The organism is Nitrospirillum amazonense (genome assembly GCF_029594735.1).
Classification (GTDB): Bacteria; Pseudomonadota; Alphaproteobacteria; order Azospirillales; family Azospirillaceae; genus Nitrospirillum; species Nitrospirillum amazonense.
Genome location: NZ_JARPAF010000001.1, coordinates 175,934 through 201,465 on the forward strand (window position 1 = coordinate 175,934; position 25,532 = coordinate 201,465).

At 68.3% G+C, this 25,532-nt stretch carries 6 protein-coding genes; 4 read left to right on the forward strand and 2 right to left on the reverse strand.

All coding sequences use genetic code 11. The features are described 5' to 3' along the window. Positions 1–8: 8 nt before the first annotated feature. Positions 9–1,187 carry an MFS transporter gene (locus P5F91_RS00700; RefSeq protein WP_277906142.1) on the reverse strand — a complete coding sequence of 393 codons (1,179 nt, stop codon included), beginning with the start codon at positions 1,185–1,187 and terminating at the stop codon, positions 9–11. Positions 1,188–1,414: 227 nt separating this feature from the next. Between P5F91_RS00700 and P5F91_RS00705 the strand changes: the two genes are divergently transcribed. Then, on the forward strand, positions 1,415–2,560 hold the full coding sequence (locus P5F91_RS00705) for an FAD-dependent monooxygenase (protein ID WP_277906143.1): 1,146 nt from the start codon (positions 1,415–1,417) through the stop codon (positions 2,558–2,560). Positions 2,561–2,582: 22 nt separating this feature from the next. Then, on the forward strand, positions 2,583–3,092 hold the full coding sequence (locus tag P5F91_RS00710) for a cupin domain-containing protein (protein WP_145612799.1): 510 nt from the start codon (positions 2,583–2,585) through the stop codon (positions 3,090–3,092). A gap of 24 nt (positions 3,093–3,116) precedes the next feature. Here P5F91_RS00710 and P5F91_RS00715 read toward each other — a convergent pair whose 3' ends face one another. Continuing rightward, positions 3,117–4,370 carry a multidrug effflux MFS transporter gene (locus P5F91_RS00715; RefSeq protein WP_277906144.1) on the reverse strand — a complete coding sequence of 418 codons (1,254 nt, stop codon included), beginning with the start codon at positions 4,368–4,370 and terminating at the stop codon, positions 3,117–3,119. A 261-nt stretch (positions 4,371–4,631) separates the two neighbouring features. On the opposite strand from P5F91_RS00715, the gene P5F91_RS00720 reads away from it, so the two are divergent. Both P5F91_RS00720 and P5F91_RS00725 read left to right on the forward strand, forming a co-directional pair. Next, positions 4,632–5,276, forward strand: a complete 645-nt coding sequence (locus P5F91_RS00720; protein ID WP_277906145.1) for a TIGR02466 family protein — start codon at positions 4,632–4,634, stop codon at positions 5,274–5,276. 578 nt (positions 5,277–5,854) lie between these two features. After that, a partial coding sequence (locus P5F91_RS00725) for a hypothetical protein (RefSeq protein ID WP_277906146.1) occupies positions 5,855–25,532 on the forward strand: 19,678 nt, incomplete at its 3' end.

The following is a 25,532-nucleotide window of genomic DNA, read 5'->3' on the forward strand; positions in this document are numbered from 1 at the left end:
GCCGGCGGTCAGGCGTCGTTGGCCGGCGCATCGATTTTTCCCACCGGGCCGGCCGATAGCGGCACCAGCAGCATCAGGGCCGTCAACAGGGTGAAGGCGCTGGGCAGGCCCCAGCCACGCGCGATGAAGCCGATCAGCGCCGGGCCGCCCAGCATGCCGGCATAGCCGATGGCCGTCATCCCCGCCACGGCCAGCGCCGGGGGCATGACCTGCTGGCGCCCCGTGGCGCTGAACAGCACCGGGACCAGGTTGGCCGCCCCCGCGCCGATCAGCAGGAAACCGGCTAAGGCCAGGGGTGTCCATGGTGACAGCAGCACCACGCCCAGGCCGGCGATGGCGGCCACCCCGCCCCAGAGCATGACCCGCCGTCCACCCAGGGCCGCCACCACGCGGTCGCCCATCAGGCGGCCCGTGGTCATGGCCAACGAAAACAGGGTATAGCCCAGGCCCGCCTGGGTCGGCGCCACGCCGCGATGGTCGGTCAGCAGCAGGGCGCCCCAGTCCAGCAGGGCCCCCTCAGTCAGAAAGGTGACCAGCGCCAGGATGCCCAGCAGGATCACGATGCCCCGCGGCCGCACGAACAGCGGGGCGCGTTCCCCCTCGGCGGCGGGCCCCATCGGCCGGGTGCGCAGCAGGCGGGGGGCGGCCAGGGCCAGCAGCACCAGGACCAAGGCGGCGCTCAGCCAGGCCGCCGCCCAAGGCGCTACGCCGGCAGCCAACAGCAGCGTCATGCCGCCCGAACCGCAAAAGCCGCCGACGCTGAACAATCCATGGAAACCTGACATCAGCGGCCGGTCGGCATCGGCCTCCACCTCCACCGCGTGCACGTTCATGGCGACGTCGAGGGTCCCCAGAGACGCGCCGAAGACCAGCAGCGCCACCGCCATGCCGGCCAAGCTGTCGACCGTGGCCAGGGCGGGCAGGGCCAACGCCATGCCTAGACCGCCGCCCAGGATGACGGGCCGGGTGCCATGACGGGCGCTCAAGGGCGCTGTCGCCGGCATGGCCGCCACCGAGCCTATGCCCAGGCATAGCAGCAGCAGGCCCAGCGTGGCGTCGTCCACCCCCAGGCGGGCACGGGCGTAGGGCACCAGCGGCGCCCAGCAGGAAAGGCTGAATCCAGCGGCCAGGAAGGCCAGCCGGGTAGCCAGGCGTGTGGCCGGGCGATTAGCGGATGTCGGGGACATGGGGATCACGACCCCATGAAGGCGGGGCAGGCGTCGTCCAATTCCAGGCCCTTGAAACACATTGCTTTTTAATCCCACCGCCAGCGGTTGCGCCGGCGATCCATTGGCCGGACAGCTGCCAAGATATCTTCCAAATCAATTTTAACAATAGCTGAGCGGCTTCTAGGATCGCCCATGACCCGCCCCATCGAGAGGGCGCGCTAGGGAAGAAACCGGAGAAGTTGGCGATGCCTCAGTCCTCACCGCGCGCGGGCCGCGCCCCCATCCTTGTCCTGGGCGGCGGCATTGGCGGCATGTCCTTCGCCATCCTGGCCAGCCGCGCCGGGTGGCCCGTGCATGTGGTGGAAGCCGATCCCAACTGGCGCGTCTATGGCGCCGGCATCACCGTGACGGGGCCCACATACCGCGCCTTCCGGACCCTGGGTATCCTGGACGACCTCAAGGCCCAGGGCTTTCACGTGACGGAGGGTGGGCGCCTGTGCGCCCCCAACGGCATGGCCGTAGCCGACCTGCAGGACAGGCCTATCCAGCCCGATCTACCGGTGTCCGGCGGCATCATGCGGCCCGACCTGCACGCCCTGCTGTCGCGGCTGACGCATGAGGCGGGGGTACGGGTCAGCCTGGGCCTGACCGCCACCGAATGGACCGACACCGGCGATGGTGTGGACGTGCGTTTCAGCGACGGCGGCGCCGGCACCTATGATTTCGTGGTCGCGGCCGACGGCGCCTTCTCCAAGGCCCGGTCCTTCCTGTTCCCTGACGCGCCCAAGCCCGCCTACACCGGCCAGTATTGCTGGCGCGTGGTGGCCAAGCGCCCGCCGGAGATCGACCGCTCGCACTTCTTCGTCGGCGCGCCGGTGACCTGCGGCCTGGTGCCGGTCAGCCAGGACCTGATGTACCTGTGGCTGCTGGAAAACGTGCCCGAGATGCGCCGGGTGGATGAGGCCACGGCCTACCAGCGGCTGGCCCAGCTGCTGGCCCCCTTCGGCGGGCCCGTGGCGACCCTGCGTGACAATTTGAACGCGGACTCCTGGGTCAACGTCCGCCCGCTGGAGGCCGTGCTGCTGCCCCGCCACCAGTGGTTCAAGGGCCGCAGCATCCTGATCGGCGATGCCGCCCACGCCACCACCCCGCATCTGGCGTCCGGCGCCGGCATCGCGGTGGAGGATGCCTTGGTCCTGGTGGAGGAACTGGGCCGCCATGACGACCTGACCGCCGCCTTCCAGGCCTTCACCGACCGGCGCTTCGAACGCTGCCGCCTGGTGGTGGAAAGCAGCGTCGCCATCGGCAAGGCGCAGCAGGACCACGTCTCGCCCGAAATCATGGGCGCCATGATGGCCAAGGCGCAGACGGCGCTGCTGGCCGATATCTGATCCCTGCAGAAAGTTCGACACCATGATCAGTGATTCAGGGCTGCCCGCCGTCCGCCGCGTGGTGACAGGGCATGACGCCGGCGCGCGCGCCATCTTCAAATCGGACGATGAGTTCCCGACCCGGCGCATCCCCTCGGGCGATGCCGCCTTCACCCTGGTCTGGACCACGCCCACCGTCCCGGCCGACAACAATGACGAGACGGACGGCCGCCTGCGGGACGCCGGCCTGACCTTGAATCACGGCTCCGTCATTCGGGTCGTGGACATGCTGCCCGGGGGCACCTCGCCCATGCACCGCACCAACAGCATCGACTATGGCATCGTGCTGTCGGGCGAGGTGGAGCTGGAGCTGGACGACGGGGCGAAGACGGTCATCGGCGCCGGCGGCATCATCATCCAGCGCGGCACCATGCACCTATGGCGCAACCCCAGCGCCACCATCCCCTGCCGCATCGTCTTCGTGCTGATCGAGGCGCCGCCCTACCTGCACGACGGACAGCCCCTGGCCGAAGACAGGCCGGAGCACAAGTAATTCGCCGAAAAGGCCGGGCGGTGGTCATTTCCCCATGCGCGGGTGGAACAGCTGGAAGCGTTCCGTCACCAGCACGATGGCCAGGGCGCCGACGCCGCAGCACAGGAACCCGCCGACCAGGGGCAGGGTGGTGCCGTCGAAATGCTGGCTGATGACGAAGCCCACCAGGGCGCCCAGCACCGTGCTGATGAACCCCTGGACCGAGGCGGCGGTGCCGGCGATGGCACCCACCGGTTCCATGGCCATGGCGCCGAAGTTGCTGGTCGCCAGGCCGAAGCAGAACATGGTCAGGGCCTGCAGCACGGTGAAGACGGGCAGGCTTTCCCCATGCCGGGCGATGATGGTGTGGATGCCTGTGAACAGGATGAAGCCCAGCAGCGCGCTGTGCGACAGGCGCCGCGTCCCCAGGCGGACGACGATGCGGGCGTTCAGCAGCGCCGACACTGCCAGCGACATGCCGGTCAGCGCGAAGATCAGCGGGAACAGCTGCGGCGCCTTGAACACCTGGTCGAAGATGGGCGGCATGCTGTTGAGGTAGGCGAAGACGGCGCTGATCATCAGGGTCTGCGCCAGCGTATAGCCGATGGCTTGGCGGTCCGTCACCGTCTGCCGGGCGGCGGACAGGATGGTCGGCACGTCGATGGGCCGGCGATATTCCGGGTGCAGCGTTTCCGGCAGGCGGCGCCACAGCCAGAGGACCACCGCCAGGGCATAGGCCGCCAGGCAGGCGAAGATGGCCCGCCATGGTGCCACCAGCATGATCAGCTGCCCCAGGCTGGGCGCCAGGATGGGCACGGCCAGCAGGATCATGAAGGCCAGCGACATGACGCGCGCCATCTGGCGCCCGGCGTAGCAGTCACGCACCACGGACACGACGACGATGCGGGTGGAGGCGACGGCGATGCCCTGCACCACGCGCACGGCCAGCAGCAGCTCGAACGTCGGGGCCAGCGCCGCCGCCAGGTTGCCCAGGGCGTAAAAGACGATGCCCCACAGCAGGATGGGCCGGCGGCCGTAACGGTCGGAAATGGGGCCATACAGGATCTGTGCCCCGCCGAAGCCCAGCAGGAAGGCGGTGACGATCCACTGCCAGCGCGGTTCGTCCATCACGTCCAGCGAGCGGCCAATCTGGCCCAGCGCCGGCAGCATGCTGTCGGTGCCCAGCGCGTTCATGGCCATCATGGCCGAGACCATCAGGACAAATTCGGTGAAGCCGATGCCGGCATGGGGATCGTCCTTGCGGACGTCCGGCGGTGGCGCGTCGGTGGCCAACTGCATGGATGCGCGTTCCGTGGGCGGTGCCGGTCCCGAGGCATCCGCATGCGGGGCGGGTGCCTGGGCCGATCTTCGTTTTGGGACATGCCCTGGTGACAAGGGCCCTGGTGATAAGGGCGGACGCCCCCAGGGGGTTCCTTTATACCCAAAGCGCCGGGGCCCGCAGCCTACTGTTTTCGGCCTAGGCGGGTGGCGCGGGGACACGCCGGCTTTTTTCTCCTGGCGTGATTGACGCCACGGCGCCGCCCGGCTAAAGCCCAGGGCATGACCGACGACACCCCCGCCTCTGCGCCCGCTGCCACCATCGATACCCTGTTCGTCACCCGCGTCTACCGGGCTGAGCTGGCGGAGATGCTGCCCCTGAACGAAGAAGTGGCGGCCTGCTGCCTGACGGCGGCTGAAGATGATGGGGCCGGCCGGCGCTGGTCGGACAAGCATGGCTACACCGGCTACACCAGTTACGCCTCGCTGGACGATCTCATCTGGCGCTTCCCCGTCCTGAAGAAGCTGAAGGCCCAGCTGGACCGCCATGCCAAGGCTTTCGCCAAGGTTCAGGAATGGGACCTTGGCGGGCGCAAGCTGGAACTGGACAGTCTGTGGATCAACGTGCTGGACCCCGGCGGCTTCCACGGGTCGCACATCCATCCCAACAGCGTCATCAGCGGCACCTATTATGTGCGGGTGCCGGCGGGTGCCTCCGTACTGAAGTTCGAGGACCCGCGCCTGCCCTTCATGATGGCCGCCCCGCCGCGCAAGGCCAAGGCCGACCGTACGCTGCAGCCCACCATTGCCGTGGCGCCGCAGGAAGGCACCCTGCTGATGTGGGAAAGCTGGCTGCGGCATGAGGTGGCGCTGAACCGCGCGGATGAGGAACGCATCTCCCTCAGCTTCAATTACGCCTGGCGCTGACCGTCACCTTCCCGAGCGCCCGCGCGCCCATCTTTCCGCCAACCAGCGGGAGGAAGCGCCGCCGCGTCATCGTGATCGGTTGGGGCCGTATGTTGCCACACCCGCACTATACTTAAGGATATAATGCCTTTCTCGGCGCGCCAGCGAACATATCCCTCATAAGTTGCAGTTACGCCAGTGTTCAGGCTGGTTTTTGAAAACGCCGGGTTCCCTGTCCGCCGAAAAGCATAAATGCAAATAATTCAACATTTGGCGGGCTTGATTGCCAGTGTCCTGGTGATATTTTTGCTGAAACAGTCAATTTTGCGCAATTTAAAAAGGCGCCGACATAATTTTTCTTCTCTTCTCAGAGTGGCTTTGACGCCTCGTATCGTTTGATTGACAGCGGGGGCTATCTCCCGCAAAACGGGTGTAGGCTACTCCCTTTCGGGTAGGTGGCCGCCGTGGTTTGGCATTGGTACCGGCGTGTGGGGCAAGGTCTAAGGTTTGGGGTGGGACGGCAATTCAGGCAATTGGGGGCCGAATTGCACCGCACCGTCACCGCTCCCTTACCCGCCAACGCACCGGGGGTGGGGACGATGATGAAGCGTGTGACTTCCGCCAAGGCTCTGCTGGCCGGCTCTTCCCTGCTGGCGATGGGCGTCGCCCTGTCCATGCCCCGGCCCTCCCAGGCGCAAACCACCATTTCCAGCGACACCGTCATCTCCGGCCCGACCTCCACCAGTTTCGTGGTGACAGGTGGTGCGAACATCACCGTCACCAATACCGGCACGGTGCACACCGCGACCACCAGCGTCGTGGCACTCTCCGTGTCGAGCGCGGGCAGTGTCGGCACCCTTTCCAACAGCGGCACCCTGTGGGCCCAAAGCACGGCCTACGCCATCCAGAACCTCGGCACCATAGGCACGCTGAGCAACAACGGCCTGATCCAGGGCGGCGGCAGTCCCGCGCTTCAGAATGAGAACACCATCGGCCTGGTGATGATCACCAGCATCGGCACGTTCACCGGCCACAGCGGCATCCATAACATCGGCGGCGCCAGCATCGGCACCATTCTAAACAGCGGCACCATCGCCACCGATGGCAGCGGCATTGCCCTTGCCAACGACGGCGTCATCGGTTCGCTGGTCAATGCCACCGGCGGGCGGATCTTCGGCGCCAACACCGCCCACGCCATCAACAACACCGGCGTCATCGGTTATCTCAGCAACGCCGGCACCATCGGCAGCGCCGGTTACACCGCCATCCGCAACGTCGGCGGTGTCATCAACACGCTGGTCAACAGCGGCTCCATCGTCGCCACCTCTCTGGCCATTTCCAGCGGCAGCATCGGCACCCTGATCAACACTGGCCTGATCAGCGCCCCTGTCGCGTTCGGCGGCGGCACCGTCGACACCCTGAGCAACAGCGGCACCATCGCCGGCAATATCGGGCAGACCATCGGCACCCTCATTGGCGGTAGCGGCACCACCGTCGGCACCTTCACCGGGTATGCCGGCACCCAGGGGGTGCTGAACGTCAGCAACAACCTGGTGCTCGCGTCCGGCAACATCCTGCTGAACGACACCATCAACGCCAGCAATGGCACGGGCAACAACAGCGGCAGCGATTGGTCCATCGTCAACGCCGGCGCCATGCTGACGGTGAACAGCATCGTCACTGTCATCGGCACCTACGTTCAATCGAGCGGCGCCACCCTTAGCCTGGCAACGGGCGGTCAACTGGTGGTGACCGACGGCGCCACCGTCGCCGGCACGGTGGCGGCCACCCTGTCCGCCACCGGCAACTACCTGGCGGACAGCGGCGTTACCCTAGTGTCCTCCCCCAGTGCGTCCGACTATAGCGCCGTCATCGCCCGTATCACCACCGTCAGCAGTGTTGCCGGCGCCGGCTTCAGCGTCGATGGCAATAGCCTGCTGCTGACGGTGACCAACGACTACGTCGGCGGAACACTGGGTAGCCTCAGCAACGGCGGCACCATCAGCGGTGTCGCGAGCGGCGTATACATCGCCCCAACCGGTACGGTCAGCACCCTGACCAACAGTGGGACGATCAGCGGCAGCGTCCGCGGTTTCGCCATAGACAGCACCCTCGTCGGATCCCAGGTCGGCGGATCCGTGGGCACGCTCAGCAACGCCGGTACGCTTTCTGGCGGCTCCATGGGCGTTTATATGGCGGACGGCAGCCACATTGACCGCATTGTCAACAGTGGCGTGATCCGTGGCACGACGTCGGCCGGCATGGGCCTCTTCGGTTCCGTCGGCACCCTTATCAACAGCGTCACCGGCACCATCCTCAGCACCAACAGCACCGCAGTGGGCGTCGGTGGCCAGGGGCTTGGCCAACTGACCAACAACGGGCTGATCAGCGGGGCTGTTGGCGGCATCATCGTGCTGACTTCTTTGGATCAGCTCAGCAACGCCGGCACCATCAACGCCGTCACGGCGGTTAATAGCAGCGGCACGATCGGAACCATCACCAACAGCGGTCAGATCATCGGCACGCATCTGGGCATTTCCGTCAATGGCGGGACTGTCGGCACCATCAACAACAGCGGCACCATCGCCGGCGCCACCGCCCTGTTCATCGCGTCCGGCGCCACGCTGGGCCCCGTCGCCAACAGCGGCCTGATCGCCGGCAAGATCCTGAACGCGTCGGCCAACGCCCTGACGATCAGCGGCGGCACCGGCGCCACCATCGGCACGCTGACGGGCCAGACCGTCACCAATATGGGCAGCATCGTCAACACGCTGTCCAACCTGGTTTTCGCCAGCGGCAACCTGCTGCTGAACGACACCATCAACGTCACCGGCCACACGGTGGTGAACAGCGGCGCGTCGCTGACGTTGACCAGCATTGTCAGCATCGCCGGGGGCTACACCCAAGGCGCCTCCGGCATGCTGAACCTGGCGGGTGGTGAACTGGTGGTCAGCGGGGCCGCCAGCATCACCGGCACGGTGCTCGCCGCGTCGGCCGCCGGCAACTACACCGTCGGCAGCCGCACGCTGGTGGCCGCCGGTGGCAGCGGTGACTACAGCGGCGTCGTGGCTGGGGCCAGCATCACCGGCTTGGCCGCCACCTTGGGCGGCGACGGCGCCAACAACCTGCTGCTGACCGTCACCAACGACTATATCGGCGGTACCCTGACCAGCCTGGGCAACGCCGGCACCTTCAGCGGCGCCAAGTACGCGGCCTATGTCGGCGGCACGCTGGGCTCGTTGAACAACAGCGGCGTCCTGTTCGGTGGCGTCCTGGGCGGGGGTGTCTATGTCACCGGCACGCTGGGTACGCTGGTCAACGGCAGCGTCGGCACCATCAGCGGCTCCTCCAACGGCGTCCACATCGAGGCCACGGGCACCGTCGGCACGCTCAGCAACAGCGGCAGCGTGTCGGCCGGTTTCGGCGGCGGCGTGGCCAATCTGGGCACCATTGGTCTGCTGAACAACACCGGCACGGGAACGATCACCGGCGGCAGCGCCGTGCAGAACAACGCCGGTGGTACCATAGGCACGTTGATCAACAGCGGCGTCATCGGCAGCACCTTCTTCGCCGTGCGCAACAGCGGCAGCATGGGGCGGCTGGACAACAGCGGCACCATCGTGGGCCGGAACGTTGCCTTCCTCAACGATCCGGGCGCCGTCATCGACACGCTGGTCAACAGCGGCGTCATGCGCGGCACATCGGGCAGCGGCAGCTCGGCCCTGTACAGTGCCGGCACGGTCGGCACGCTGATCAACAGCGGCCTGATCCAGGCGTCCAAGGCGGTGGCGCTCTATGGCCCGCTAGGGGGCTTGCGCAACAGCGGCACCATCGCCGGCGCCATCATCAACAGCGGCGGCGGCGCCCTGACCATCAGCGGCGGGACCGGGGGCACCGTCGGCACGCTGACGGGCGCCACGCTGACCAACCAGGGCACCCTCACCAGCACGTCCGACGTGGTGTTCGCCGGCGGCGCCCTGGTGCTGAACGACAGCATCAGCGCCGGCGGCTTCACCGTCACCAACAGCGGCGCCTCCCTGACGCTGACCACCATCGTCAGCATCACCGGCGCCTATACCCAGGGTGCGGCGGGTACCCTGTCGCTGACCCCCGGCACCAGCGGGCTGGTGGTCAGCGGGGCCGCCAGCATCGCCGGCACCATCGCGGCCGGCCTGTCGTCCACCGGCAACTACACCGTGGGGGCCAGCACCTTGGTCGCCGGTGGCACGGGCTCCGATTACACCGCCGCCGCCCTGGCCGGTTCGGTCACCGGCCTGTCGATTGGCCTGTCCGCCGATGGCGCCAACCACCTGCTGCTGACCATCGCCAACGACTATATCGGCGGCACGCTGGCCAGCCTGGGCAACAGCGGCACGATCATTGGTTCTCATGCCTTGTTTGTTGCGGCCAGCGGATCGCTGGGCACCTTCACCAACAGCGGCACCCTCGCCGGCGACCATGGCTCTGACGAGGCGGTTTTCGTCGCCGGCACCATAGGCCAGCTGACCAACACCAGCGGGGCTACGCTGGTGAGCCCTGGCTATCGCAGCGTCGACATCGCGTCCACCGGTCGCATCGGCACATTGTCCAACGATGGTTATCTCAACGGCAGCCAAGGCATACACAACGCGGGTTCCATTGGAACGCTGACCAATTCCTCAAGCGGTCTGATCCAGGGGATCACGGCCATCAGCAACGCGGCCGGCGCCAGCATCGGCGTCCTGAACAATCGCGGGACCATCCAGGCCGATGCGACCGCCGTCACCATAGGCGGCACCATCGGCGTGCTGAATAACAGCGGCACCCTCAAGGGCTACACGGCCCTCGTGATCGGCGGCGCCCTGGGCACCCTGGTCAACAGCGGCGTGATCCAGGGCGGCATCATCAATAACGGTGCGGGCGACCTGACGGTCATGGGCGGCACGGCCGGCACCGTCGGCACGCTGGCGGGCAACATCACCAACACCAACGGCACGCTGCTATTCGCCGGCGGCAGCCTACGGCTGAACGGTGGCATCGATGCCGATGGCCAGACGGTGGTGAACACCGGCGCCTCGCTGACGCTGTCCACCATCGTCAACGTCACCGGCGATTACAGCCAGGGGGCGTCCGGCACCTTGAGCGTGGGCACGGGCACCGAATTGGTGGTCAGCGGGGCCGCCAGCATCGCCGGCACGGTCCTGGCCGGGCTGTCGTCGACCGGCAACTACATCGTCGGTTCCAGCACCCTGGTGGCCGGCGGTGCCGGGTCCGACTACGCGTCCGCCACCCTGGGCGGCACGGTTACCGGCCTGGCCGCGGCCGTGGCGGACGACGGCGCCAACAACCTGCTGCTGACCATCACCAACGACTATGTCGGCGGCACCCTGGCCAGCCTGGCCAACACCGGCAGCGTTGGCGCCGACAAGGCGGCCGTCTATGTCGGCCATTCCGGCAGTGTCGGCACCATCACCAACGCCGGCACCTTCAGCGCCACCACCATCGCCGTCAGCATCGCCAGCGGCGGCCATGTCGGCACGTTCATCAACAGCGTCGGCGCCACGCTGCTCGGCCAAGGTGCCGCCTATTCGGCTGCCGGCTTCGAAAACTACGGGACGGTCGGTACGCTGATCAATGCCGGCTATATCATGGGCGGCAGCGTCGGTGTCTCCAACCTGGGCGTCATGGGCCTGCTGAACAACAGCGGCACCATCGTCGGCCAAAGCTGGGGCGTCTACGGCGACTATTACGGCACCATCGTCAACAGCGGCACCATCATCGCGCACAGCGGCCCGGCGCTGAAGAACACCAATACCCTGGGCACCATCATCAACCAGGGCACTATCACCGGCCCCACGGCCCTGAAGCTCGACGGCCGTGTCGACGCCTTGCTGAACAGCGGCACCATCGCGGGCACCGCCGCCCTGCGGATCGCCTCCAGCATCGGAACCTTCGTCAACAGTGGCGTGATCGCGGGCCGCATCTCGAATTCCGCCGACGATTTGACCATCGTCGGCGGCAGCAACGGCACGGTCGGCACCCTGACGGGCTACGCCGCATCCAGCCAGGGCACGCTGATCAGCGCCGCGGACGTCGTGTTCGCCGGGGGCGCCTTGATGCTGAACGACAGCATCGTGGCCAGCGGCCAGACCGTCCTCAACACCGGCGCCACGCTGGGTATCGGCAGCGTGGTCAGCATCACCGGCGCCTATCAGCAAGGGGCATCCGGGGCCCTGGATCTGTCCGCGGGCGGGGAACTGGTCGTTTCGGATGTGGCCGTCATCTCGGGCACGGTGCTCGCCGCGTCGGCCGCCGGCAACTACACCGTCGGCAGCCGCACGCTGGTGGCCGCCGGTGGCGGCGGTGACTACAGCGGCGTCGTGGCCGGGGCCAGCATCACCGGCCTGGCCGCCACCTTGGGCGGCGACGGCGCCAACAACCTGCTGCTGACCGTCACCAACGATTACATCGGCGGTACCCTGACCAGCCTGGGCAACGCCGGCACCATCAGCGGCGCCAAGTACGCGGCCTATGTCGGCGGTACGCTGGGTTCGCTGAACAACAGCGGGGTCCTGTTCGGTGGCGTCCTGGGCGGGGGTGTCTATGTCACCGGCACGCTGGGTACGCTGGTCAACGGCAGCGTCGGCACCATCAGCGGCTCCTCCAACGGCGTCCACATCGAGGCCACGGGCACCGTCGGCACGCTCAGCAACAGCGGCAGCGTGTCGGCCGGCTTCGGCGGCGGCGTGGCCAATCTGGGCACCATTGGTCTGCTGAACAACACCGGCACGGGAACGATCACCGGCGGCAGCGCCGTGCAGAACAACGCCGGTGGCACCATAGGCACGTTGATCAACAGCGGCGTCATCGGCAGCACCTTCTTCGCCGTGCGCAACAGCGGCAGCATGGGGCGGCTGGACAACAGCGGCACCATCGTGGGCCGGAACGTTGCCTTCCTCAACGATCCGGGCGCCGTTATCGACACGCTGGTCAACAGCGGCGTCATGCGCGGCACATCGGGCAGCGGCAGCTCGGCCCTGTACAGTGCCGGCACGGTCGGCACGCTGATCAACAGCGGCCTGATCCAGGCGTCCAAGGCGGTGGCGCTCTATGGCCCGCTAGGGGGCTTGCGCAACAGCGGCACCATCGCCGGCGCCATCATCAACAGCGGCGGCGGCGCCCTGACCATCAGCGGCGGGACCGGGGGCACCGTCGGCACGCTGACGGGCGCCACGCTGACCAACCAGGGCACCCTCACCAGCACGTCCGACGTGGTGTTCGCCGGCGGCGCCCTGGTGCTGAACGACAGCATCAGCGCCGGCGGCTTCACCGTCACCAACAGCGGTGCCAGCCTGACGCTGACCACCATCGTCAGCATCACCGGCGCCTATACCCAGGGTGCGGCGGGTACCCTGTCGCTGACCCCCGGCACCAGCGGGCTGGTGGTCAGCGGGGCCGCCAGCATCGCCGGCACCATCGCGGCCGGCCTGTCGTCCACCGGCAACTACACCGTGGGGGCCAGCACCTTGGTCGCCGGTGGCACGGGCTCCGATTACACCGCCGCCGCCCTGGTCGGTTCGGTCACCGGCGTGGCGGCGGGCCTGTCCGCCGATGGCGCCAACAACCTGCTGCTGACCATCGCCAACGACTATATCGGCGGCACCCTGGGCAGCCTGGTCAACAGCGCCACCATCACCGGCGTCGGCAACGCCCTGCACGTGGCGGGCACGGGCACGGTCGGCACGCTGACCAACAGCGGTACGTTGACGGGATCTGACACGGGGTTGAGCAACAACGGCAGCGTCGGCACTTTGATCAACAGCGGGCTGATATCCAGTGCGGTCAAGGCGCTGGGCAACCAGTCCACCATCGGGCTGCTGATCAACAGCGCTGGCGGCACCATCCTGGGCGGCACGGCCGCCGGGGCGCAGAACGACAGCTCCCTGGGCACCCTGTCCAACGCCGGCCTGATCAGCTCCGGCTCCGCCGGCGTCGTTGACTTCGGCACCCTGGGTCTGCTGACGAACAGCGGCAGCATCAATGGTGGCCCGCAAGGCATCTACATCGACGGCAACGCCACGATGGGCACGCTGATGAACAGCGGCACCATCACCGCCGCGCAGAGCGCCGTCCAGCTGTCCGGCACCTTGGATACGCTGGTGAACAGCGGCGTCATCGCCAACGCCACCAGCGCCGTGAACGTCGCGGGTACGTTGGGCACGCTGGTCAACTTGGCGGGCGGCACCATCAGCGGCGGCAACGCGCTGTACCTGACCGGGACGCTGGTCAACGGCTTCAGCAACAGCGGCGTGGTCCGGGGCATCATTGACAATGAGACCGCCGTCACCCTGACCATCACCGGCGGTGCCGCCGGCACCATCGGCACGCTGACCGGCCAGTCGGGTCAGGGCACCATCGTCAGCACGCTGGGCAATGTGGTCTTCACCGCCGGCAATATGCTGCTGAACGACCGCATCCTGGCCACGGGCCATACCGTCATCAACAGCGGCGCCAGCCTGACGCTGGCCAGCATCGTCAGCATCACCGGCGCCTACACCCAGACGGCCGGCACGCTGGCGGTGACACCGGGCACCAGCGGCCTGGTCGCCAGCGACGTCGTGACCCTCAGCGGCGGCACCGTCCTGACCAGCCTGTCGAGTACCGGCAACCACCTGTCCGGCACCTACACGCTGGTTGCCGGGGCCGCCGGTTCATCCTTCGCCGGCGTCACGCTGGTTGGCGGCACCATCACCGGGCTCAGCACCGCCGGCGGCACGGTTGGCGGCACCATCCTGACGTTGGGCGTCCAGAACGACTATGTCGGTACGGTGCTGGCCAGCATCGTCAACACCGGCACCATCACCCAGGGGGCGGGCGCGGTCTATGTCGCCGCCACGGGCAGCCTGGGCTCGCTCAGCAACAGCGGTACACTGTTCAGCGCCATCGGCGTCGATGTCCTGGGCACCATCGGCACGCTGGTGAACAGCGGCACCGGCACGGTGAAGGGCACCAGCGCCAGCGGCGGCGGCCTGTTTGTGGCGGCGGGTGGCTCCATCGGCACGCTGGTGAACAGCGGCCTGGTGGTGGGGACCATCGCCGCCGCCGGCCTGCTGGCCACCCTGGGCGCCCATATCGGGGAAGTGGATAACAGTCTGACGGGCACCATCGGCGCGCTAAGCGGCAACGTGGTGGGCATGAAGCTGCTGGGCGCCACCATCGGCACCGTCAACAACGCCGGTCTGATCAGCGGCATCGGCAACGCGGCGGGCGTGTACAATGCCGGTGTCATCACCGGCTTCACCAACAGCGGCACCATCGCCGACAGCGCCACCAACACCGGCGCCGTCAACGTCGCCGTGACCGGGTCGCTCATCGGCACCATCGGGACGCTGACCAACAGCGGCCTGATCGCCAACAGCAGCGCCGGCGTCTCCTCCTCCATCGTCGCGCTGAACATCCTGGGCGGCACCATCGGCACGGTGGTCAACAGCGGCACCATCAGCGGCAAGACGGCGGTGCGCCTGGGCGGTGTTTCCAACGGCACGGTCAGCAGCAACGGCTACCTGGGCACCCTGGTCAACAGCGGCGTCATCGCCGGCACCATCAACGGCCGGGGCCTGAACCTGGCCGGCGGCAACGGCACCGTCGGCACCTACACCGGCACCGCCGGCAGCATCGGATATCTGACCAGCGCCTTCGCCGACGTGACCCTGTCCGCTGGCGACATGCTGTGGAACGACAACGTCTCCGTTGCCAGCCACACGCTGCTGAACACCGGCGCGGACGTCCTGCTGAACACGGTGATCAGCGTCACCGGCAACTACCGCCAGTCCGCCGGTACCCTGCGGCTGGCCAGCGGGGCGCAACTGTCGGTCAGCGGGGTGGCGCTGCTGTCCGGCGGCTCGTTGGTCGCCACCCTGTCGGGGCTGACCAACTATATCGCGGGGCAGGCGGGCGCCACCCTGGTGGCGGGCGGTGCCGGGTCCAGCTACACCGGCGTCTCGGTTTCCAGCGGCGGGGTCTTCGGGTTGGCGGTGTCCGGCACCACCAGCGGCACCAACCTGGTGGTGGTCGGCGCCAACGACTATGTCGGGACCCTGCTGCCCACGCTGAACAACAGCGGCAGCATCGGCGGCATGCAGACGGCCCTGTTCGTGCGCAGCACGGGCAGCATCGGCACGGTCAGCAACAGCGGCACGCTGGCGGGTGTGGGCGCCGTCACGGGCTATGGCGCCTCCATCGCCGGCACCATCGGGACCCTGACCAACAGCGGCCTGATCAGCGGCGATGGCGCCAACGGCGGCTATGGCCTGCTGAACCGCGGCACCATAGCCACGCTGGTCAACACGGTGGGCGGCACCTTCGCCGCGCTGGCGGGCACGGTGGGCTACGGCCTGCTCAATCAAAGCATCCTGAACACCGTCATCAACTACGGCCTCATGACTGGCCACGATGGCGGCCTGCAGAACGCGGGCACCATCCAGCTGCTGGACAACGCGGCCGGCGGCACCATCCGGTCCAACAGCGCCAGCGCGCAGCAGGGACTGCGCAACGACGGTACCATCGTCACGCTGCTGAACGACGGCCTGATCGGCAACAACTACGGCCTGTTCCAGGCGGCCGGCACGATCCAGACGCTGCTGAACAATGGCACCATCGCGGCCAACGCCAGCGGCGTGTACATGAGCGCCGCCATCGGAACCATCAGCAACAGCGGCACGATCACCGCCACGCACAAGGCTATCGTGGCCAACGCCGCCCTGACGGCGCTGCTGAACAGCGGCACCCTGATGGGCACGCAGGCCCTGGCCATCGGCGCCGGCGCCCGGGTGGGCACGATCAGCAACACCGGCGTGATCCAGGGCAACATCGTCAACAGCGGCACCGTCGGCCTGACCATCGGCGGCGGCAGCGGCGGCACGGTCGGCACCCTGACGGGCGCGTCCGGCCAGGGCTCCATCCTCAACACCGGCGCGGACCTTCTGTTCAGCGGTGGCGCCCTGTCGTTGAACGACAACATCAATGTCGGCACCCACACCGTCATCAACAGCGCCAGCCTGACGCTGGACAGCGTCATCAGCATTGCCGGCCACAACAGCCTGGTCGGGTCGATGGTGACGCTGTTCGGCGGCAGCTTCGTCCAGAACGGCGGGACGCTGAACATCAGGGCGGGCGCGGGCCAGCTGTTCGCCCCCGGCTCGGTCAGCATCACCAGCGGCCGGGTCAACGTCATCCTGAACGACCAGGCCAACTACCTGGCCGGGGACAAGTTCACCCTGGTGCAGAGCGAAAGCTCCAGCGTCAGCTTCACCGCCCCGGTCAACTGGGTGGGCGCCCACGACACCATGGCCCAGGGGGCGGCCTTCGCCACCACCCTGCTGGGTTGGGCCAGCACGCTGTCCGGTTCCGGCGAGTATTTCGCCTACGTGGCATACAATGCCAACGACTACATCGGCGGGTCGATCGCCAGCGTTTCCAACACGGGCAGCATCGGCTTCAACACTGCCGTCTATGTCGCCTCAACCGGCACGCTGGGCACGCTGACCAACAGCGGCACGCTGGGGGCCACCGTCGGCATCCTGAACCACGGTACCATCGGGTCCATCCAGAACGATGGCCTCATCCACAGCGCCACCACCGCCATCCAGGGCGACGGCAGCTACGGGACCCTGTCCAACAGCGGCACCATCTTCAGCAGCGTCATCGGCCTGTCGCTGGCCGGGCATATGGACGTGCTGGCCAACAGCGGGCTGTTCACCATCGGTCCGGACGGCTTCCAGGCGGTCTACGTCGGCGGCACGCTGGGGACCCTGGCCAATAGCGGCCGGCTGGGGGTCGGCACGGCCAGCCAGCAGGCGGTGTACATCGGCGCCACGGGCAGCCTGGGGACGCTGGTCAACAGCGGCACCATCGCTGGCGACATCACCAACGACAGCGCCCATGCCCTCATCCTCCAGGGCGGCAGCGGCACCACCGTCGGCACCCTGACCGGCGCGACCGGCATGGGCACCCTCACCAGCACCCTGGCCAACGTGACCCTGGCTTCGGGCAATTTGGCGCTGAACGACGCCGTCACCGTCACCGGCCACACCCTGGTGAACAGCGGCGCGTCGGTGCGCCTGGACAGCATCGTCACCGTCACCGGCGATTACAATCAGTCGGCCGGTGGGCTGACCGTGGCGGCGGGCACCAGCCGCCTGGTGGTGACCGGCGCGGCCAGCCTCTCCGGCGGCTCCGTCGTCGCCAGCCTGTCCAGCATCGCCAACTATCTGGTGGGCACCTTGGTCGGCACCCTGGTGACGGGCAACGCCAGTTCCGACTACGCCGGCGTTCAGGCGGATGGCGGCTTCGTCGCCCTGCGGACCAGCACGGTCAGCGGCGGCGGCGCCATCAGCCTGTTGGCCACGGCGATCAGCGACTATATCGGCGGCACGCTGGCCACGCTGACCAACTCCGGCAGCATCGGCGCGGGCGTTCCGCTCTACGTGGCGGCTACCGGCAGCGTCGGCACCGTTCTCAACAACGGCACGCTGACCGGCGCCACGCCGCTGCAGAACGACGGCGTCATCGCCACCCTGACCAACACCACCCTGGGCACTATCGCGGGCAACTTCCTGGGCCTGGTCAACAACGGCACCATCGGCATCTTCAACAATGCCGGCCTCATCAGCTCCACCAGCCTGCCCGCCGTGAGCAATGCGGGCGGCATTGCGACGCTGAACAACAGCGGCCTGATCCAGGGCCTGAGCGGCGGGATCAGTGACAGCGGCAGCATCGGGATCCTGGACAACAGCGGCAGCATCGCCGGGGGCAGGGCGGTCGCCGTCAACGGCACCCTGGGCCTGCTGAACAACAGTGGCCACCTGGTCGCCGGCGGGTCCACCGCCCTTTACATCGCCAGCGGCGCCACGCTGGCCAGCCTGGTCAACAGCGGCACGGTGCAGGGCAACATCGTCAACGCCGGCACCCGGCCGCTGACCATCAGCGGCGGCACCAATACCGGCCAGGCGGGCCTGCTGACGGGCGCGACCCTGACCAACGTCGGCACCATCACCAGCACCGGGGCCAACCTGGTGTTCGCCGGCGGCTACCTGTCGCTGAACGACCAGATCGACGTCGGCGGCCAGACAGTGGTCAACAGCGGCGCCGGGCTGACCCTGGGGACGCATATCGCCATCACCGGCAATTATACCCAGACAGGGGGAGGCTTGGTCCTGACGCCGGGTACAGGCCTCTTGTCCGTCAGCGGGGTCGCCAGCATCAGCGGCGGCAATGTGGTCGCCCTGCTGGACGCGGGCGGCAACTATCTGGTTGGCACCATCGCCGGCACCGCGGTACAGGGCGGGGCGGGGTCCGACTACACCGGTGTCACCGTTGCTTCCACCATCGGCAACCTGGTCCTGGCCGGCACCACGGCGACCATCGGCGGCGCTGTCGACCTGCTGCTGAACCCGCGCAGCGACTATGTCGGTGGCACCCTGGCCACGCTGACCAACACCAGCACCATCAGCGGCGTCACCATCCCCGTCAATGTCGCCAGCAGCGGCCAGGTCGGCACGCTGACCAACAGCGCCCTGCTGTCGGGGCGGCTCTACGGCATCCTGAACCAGGGCACCATCGGCCAGTTGGACAACAGCGGCACGGTCACCGGCAGCATCGGCCTTTACAACCTGGGCAGCATCGGCACGGTGCTGAACGCTGGCGCCTTGCTCGATGCTCCGGGACCGCTGGCGGGCGGGGTGAACAATGGCGGCACCATCGACGCGCTGATCAACCAGGGCGCCATCAGCGGCGCCCCGTATGGCGTCTACAACTCCCGTACCATCGGGACCCTGGCCAACAGCGGCACGATCAGCGGCCGCACCGCCCTGTTCAATCGCAGCGGCGCCACCCTGGGGACCATCACCAATAGCGGGCTGATCGCGGGCAACATCGTCAATCTGGCGACCCAGGATCTGGTCTTCGCCGGTGGGACCGGCGGCACGGTCGGCACATTAGCCGGTACCACCCAGGGCACTCTTGGAACCCTCAGCAATACGCTGGGCAACGTGGTGTTCGCCTCCGGCGCCGTGGCCATGAACGACGTCGTCACCGTCACCGGCCACACCCTGGTGAACAGCGGTGCTGCGTTGACGCTGGGCACGGTCATCGGCGTCACCGGCGCCTTCAGCCAGAGCGCCGGCACCCTGGTGCTGGGCGCCGGCGCGCAATTGGCGGTGAGTGGGGCCGCCAGCATCACCGGCGGCACCGTCCTGGCCGGCCTGTCCGGTACCGGCATCTACTTGGCCGGCGGCGGCACCACCCTGGTGACCGGCACCACCGGGTCCAGCTACCTCGGCGCCAGCGTCCAGGCCACCGGCGCCAGCGGCCTTACCAGCGCCGGCACTATCAGCGGCACCAGCCTGCTGCTGGCCTTCGACAGCGATTATGTCGGCGTCGGCCTGACCACCCTGGTCAACACCATCAGCGTCAGCGGCGTCACCCAGGCCCTGCACGTGGCGGCGGGCGGCAGCATCGGCACCCTGCTCAACAGCGGCACGCTCGGCGGCACTAATGCCGCGCTCTACATCGCCGGCACCGTGGGCCTGGTGGCCAACACCGGCCTGATCCAGGGCGATATCGTCAACGGCGGCGGCACCCTTACCGTCACCGGCGGTGGCTTCGGCACCCTTGGCACCCTGACCGGCCAGTTTGGGCTGGGCAGCATCACCAACACCGGCGGCGACCTGGTCTTCGCCGGCGGCAACCTGGTGCTGAACGATGCCATCAACGCCAGCGGCCATACGGTGGTGAACAGCGGCGCCTCCCTGACACTGCCCGGCAGCGTCAGCATCACCGGCGCCTATCGCCAGACGGGCGGTACCCTGGCGCTGAACGCCGGCATCAGCCCGCTGACGGTCAACGGTGCGGCCAGCATCGGCGGTGGCACGGTCCTGGGCCTTGTGGACGCCGGCGGCAACTACCTGGTGGGGGCGTCCTACACCCTGGTGCGGGGCGGGGCGGGCTCCAGCTACGTCGGGGCCACGGTCACCGATACCGTGGCCGGCCTGGCCACCGGCGGCCTCACCGCCGGCCAGACCCTGCTGATGACCATCGCCAACGACTATGTCGGCGGCACCCTGGCCACGCTCAGCAATACCGGCACCCTCAGCGTCGGGACTGGCATGGTCGTGGCAGCCACGGGCAGCGTCGGCACCCTGGCCAACGCCGGCACGATCAACGGCACCTGGGGCATCCACAACATGGGCAGCGTGGGCACGCTGCTGAACAGCGCGCTGATCAGCGTGGCCGGTACCGGCATCCTCAACAATGGCGGCGTCGGCCTGCTGGTTAACAGCGGCACGCTGCTGGCCGACGGCACCAACGGCCTTTACAACGGCGGCAGCATCGGCACGCTGGTCAACAGCGGCCGCCTTGTCAGTTCCCAGGTCTCCGCAGGCTCGGGCACGCCCGCCGCGGTGGGTAACCAGGGCACCATCGGCGTCCTGTCCAACAGCGGCGTGATCAGCGGCCCCGTCGCCCTGGTCAACGCCGGCACCATCGGCCTGCTGTCCAACAGCGGCACCATCGCCGGCGACATCCAGAACAGCGGCGGCATCGACCTCACCATCGCCGGCGGCAGCGCCGGGACGGTGGGCACGCTCACCGGTTACACCGGCGTCGGCACCCTGACTGGCGGTGGCGCCAACGTGGTGCTGGCGTCGGGCAGCCTGTTGCTGAACGACCTGGTGGACGTGGGCGGCGGCACGCTGGTCAACAGCGGCGCCTCAGTCCGGCTCGACTCCCTGATCAGCGTCACCGGCGCCTACAGCCAGAGCGCCGGCACCCTGGCGCTGTCCTCCGGCGCCGGCCAGCTGTCGGTCAGCGGGGCCGCCCTGATGACCGGCGGCACGGTGGCACTGGCCGGTATCGTCAGCACCGACAACGTGCTGGCGGGCAGTGGCGGCGGCTTGGTCGTCGCGGGTGGCGCGGGGTCGACCTTCACCGGCCTGACCTATGCCTCGCCCGTCAGCGGCTTGGAACTGACGGGCAGCGTGGGCGGCAACAGCCTGTACCTGCTGACCCTCAACGATTACCTGGGCGGTGTCCAGGGCAGCCTGCTCAGCACCGGGACCCTCAGCGCCAACAACGCCGTCTATGTCGCGGCCAGTGGCAGCGTGGGAACCCTGACCAACGCCGGCGCCCTGCTGGGCACCATCGCGGCGGTGAACAACCTTGGCAGCATCGGCACCCTGGTGAACCAGGGGATGCTGTCGGGCGTCACCGCGTTCAGCAACGCTGCCACGGCCACGCTGGGCACCCTGGTCAACAGCGGCACCATTAGCGGCAACATCGTCAACCTCTCGGCCCGCGACCTGGTGCTGATGGGGGGCGACACCGTCACCGGCACCCTGACGGGTGGCAGCATCGGCAATACGGCGTCCAACCTGGTGGTCGCCGGCGGCCAGCTGGCGCTGGGCGATGCCATCGACGTCGGCGGCCACACGGTGGTCAACAGCGGCGCCACCCTGCGCCTAGATACGGCGGTCAGCATCACCGGCGCCTATAGCCAGACGGGCGGCATGCTGGCCCTGGGCACGCTGGGTGAACTGGTGGCCACCGGGGCCGCCAGCATCAGCGGCGGCCTGGTGCAGGTCAGCCTGTCCAGCGCCGCCAACTACCTGGCCAGCAGCCTGACCACAGTGGTGGCCGGCGGTGTGGGCTCCAGCTACGCCGGTGCCACCGTCACGGCGGCCGGCACCATCGCCGGCCTGGGCCTGGCCACCAGCATCATGGGCGACAACCTGGTGCTGGCCATCGCCAACGACTACATCGGCGGCACCCTGGCCACCCTGACCAACAGTGGCCTGCTGGCGGCCAGCACGGCGGTCTATATCGCCACCGGCGGTTCCCTGGGCACCCTGGTCAACAGCGGCGTCATCCAGGGCAATATCGTCAACGCCTCGGCCAACGCCCTCACCATCGCCGGCGGAATTGGCACCCTGGCCGGAACGCTGGCAGGCGCCGGTGGCGGTATCGGCACCCTCACCAGCACGCTCGCCAACGTGGTCTTCGCCAGCGGCACAACCCGCCTGGACGATCAGGTCAACGTCGGCGGCGGTACCGTGCTGAACGGCAGCGGCGCCACCCTGTGGGTGGGCGCCCCCATCACCATCACCGGCAACTACAGCCAGGCGGCATCCGCCAACAGCGCCCTCAGCATCAGCGCCGGCGGCGGTCTGGTGGTCACGGGGGCGGCCACCATCACCGCCGGCAGCGTCCAGGCCGGCGGCTACAGTGTCACCGGCAACTATCTGGCCGGCGGCAGCATCACCACGCTGGTCAGTGGCGGGGCGGGCTCCCGCTACGTCACCACCCTGGTGGGCGCCGGCGTCAGCGGGCTGGAGGTCGGCGGCAGCGTGGTGGGCAACGCCCTGCTGGCCACCATCGGCAACGACTATGTCGGCGGCACCCTCGCCACCCTGGTCAACAGCGGCAGCATCAGCGGTGGCATCACGGCGGTGTACGTGGCCGCCACGGGCAGCATCGCCACCCTGGCCAATAGCGGCCTGCTGGCCGGCAGCGCCCACGGCATCCGCAACCTGGGCATCATCGGGACGCTGGCCAACAGCGGCACGATCGGCGGCCTGCTGGACAGCGGCACCATCGGCCTGCTCAGCAACACAGGCACGCTGTCGGGCGCCACCGCCCTGTCCATCACCGGCGGCGGCACGCTGGGCACGATCGCCAACAGCGGCCTGATCAGCGGCAACATCGTCAACGCCAGTGCCAACGCCCTGACCATCACCGGCGGCAGCGGCACCCTGGTGGGCACGCTGACCGGTGGCAGCATCGCCAGCGCCCTGGCCAACGTGGTTCTCGCTTCCGGCAACCTGGCGCTGAACGACCAGGTCACGGCAACGCTGGTCAACAGCGGCGCCTCGGTGCAGCTGACCAGCATCATCGGTGTCAGCGGCGGCTACAGTCAGTCGGCCGGCACACTGGGCTTGGCCAGCGGTGCGCAGCTGGTGGCCAGCGGTACGGCAAGCCTGACGGGCGGCACCGTGATCGCCACCCTGTCGTCCACGGCCAACCATCTGCTGGGCCAGATCGGCCCGACCCTGGTAGCGGGTGGCGCGGGGTCCAGCTACACTGGTGTCAGCGTCACCACCAGCGGCGTCACGGGCCTCAGCATGGCCGGCACCGCCAGCGGTACCAACCTGGTGCTGGTGGGCCTGAACGATTACATCGGCGGTACCCTCGCCAGCATCGCCAACACGGGCACGCTCAGTGCCGCCACCACCGTTTACATCGCCGGCACCGGCAGCCTGGGGATCCTGGCCAACAGCGGCGTCATCGCCGGCAGCATCACCAACCTGGGTGCCGCCGACCTGACTATCACCGGCGGCGGCAACGGTACGGTGGGCACACTGACAGGCCTGTCGGGCATGGGCGTCATCAGCAGCGGCACCGCCAACGTGGTGTTCGCCTCCGGCGCCCTGGTGCTGAACGACAGCGTGAATGCCGGCGGCCACGCGCTGGTGAACAGCGGTGCCTCCCTGACCCTGGCCGGCACCATCGGCGTCACCGGCAATTACAGCCAGACGGGCGGCAGCCTGCTGGTCGATCCGGCCACGGCGCAACTGGTGGTCAGCGGGGTCGCCAGCATCACGGGCGGCACGGTTCGGGCCAGCCTGTCGGGCACCGGCAACTACCTGTCGGGCAGCGCCTACACCCTGGTGCAGGGCGGGGCCGGGTCCAACTACACCGGGGCCGCCATCACGGTGACGGGCTTGCCGGGCCTGGGCGGCACCGCCTCCATCGCCACCGTGGGCGGCGCCCTGGACCTGTTGCTGGCGGTCACCACCGACTATGTCGGCGGCACGCTGGGCACCCTGGCCAACGGCGGCACGATCGATGCCGGTAACGCCGTCTATGTGGTGGGCACCGGCGGTATCGGCACGCTTTCCAACAGCGGCACGCTGGCGGGCACCGCCAACGGCGTGCGCAACAGCGGCTCCATCGGCGCCCTGCTGAACCAGGGCCTGATCACCGGCGCCACCGCCCTGTACAACGCGGCCGGCGCCACCCTGGGCACGGTGACCAACAGCGGCACCTTCCGGGGCGACATCGTCAACCTGTCCACCGGCGACCTGGTCATCGCGGGCAATGGCACGCTGGTGGGCGGGACCATCAGCAACACGGCCAGCAACCTCGTGTTCGCGGGCGGCAGCCAGGTGGTGGGCGACGCCATCAATGTCGGTGGCCACACCGTGATCAACAGCGGCGCCACCCTGGCCTTGGCCAGCACGCTCAGCATCACCGGCAACTACAGCCAGGCGAACGGCACGCTGGCCCTGGGCACCCTGTCGGTGGTGGTCAGCGGCGTGGCCGACATCACGGGCGGCATGATCACCACCGCCCAGTTGGACACCACCGGCAACTATGTGGCCGGCATCGCCGCCGGGACGCTGGTGCAGGGCGGGGCGGGCTCCCGCTACAGCGGCGTCAGCGTCACCTCGGCGATCACCGGCCTCAACGCCGCCACCAGCGTGGTCACCATCGGGGCCAACGTCGACCTGCTGCTGAACATCGGCAACGACTATGTCGGCGGCACGCTCACCACCCTGAACAATACCGGCACCATCACCGGCGTCACCACGGCGGCCTATATCGGCACCCTGGGCAGCGTGGGCAGCTTGTCCAACAACGGCGTGCTGCAGGGCGCGGAGTATGGCGTGCACAACCTGGGCCGCGTGGCCCTGGTGGCCAACAGCGGCACGATCGACGGCCGGGTGGGCCTATATAACCAGGGCAGCATCGGCACGGTGGTCAACACCGGCGCCCTGATCGACACGCCATCGGTGGCGGCGGCCGGCCTGAACAACGCCGGGACCATCGGCAGCTTGCTGAACCAGGGGCTGATCAGCGGCACGGCCTATGGCCTGTTCAACAGCGCCACCCTGGGCGCGGTCAGCAACAGCGGCACCATCGCTGGCCAGGTGGCGGTGCAGAACAGCGGGACCATCGGGGGGCTCAGCAACAGCGGCACCCTCAGCGGTGTCAGCCGTGGCCTGTCCAACAGCGGGACCCTGGGCGCGGTGGCCAACAGCGGCCTGATCACGGCGGTGACGGCGGTTTACACCAGCGGCACGCTGGGCACGATCGTCAACAGCGGCACCATCGCGGGCAACATCGTCAACATCAGCGCCAACGCCCTGGTGTTCACCGGCGGCAGTGGTTCCACCGTGGGCACCCTGACGGGCGGCACGATCACCAGCACGCTGGCGAATGTGGAACTGGCCAGCGGCAATTTGC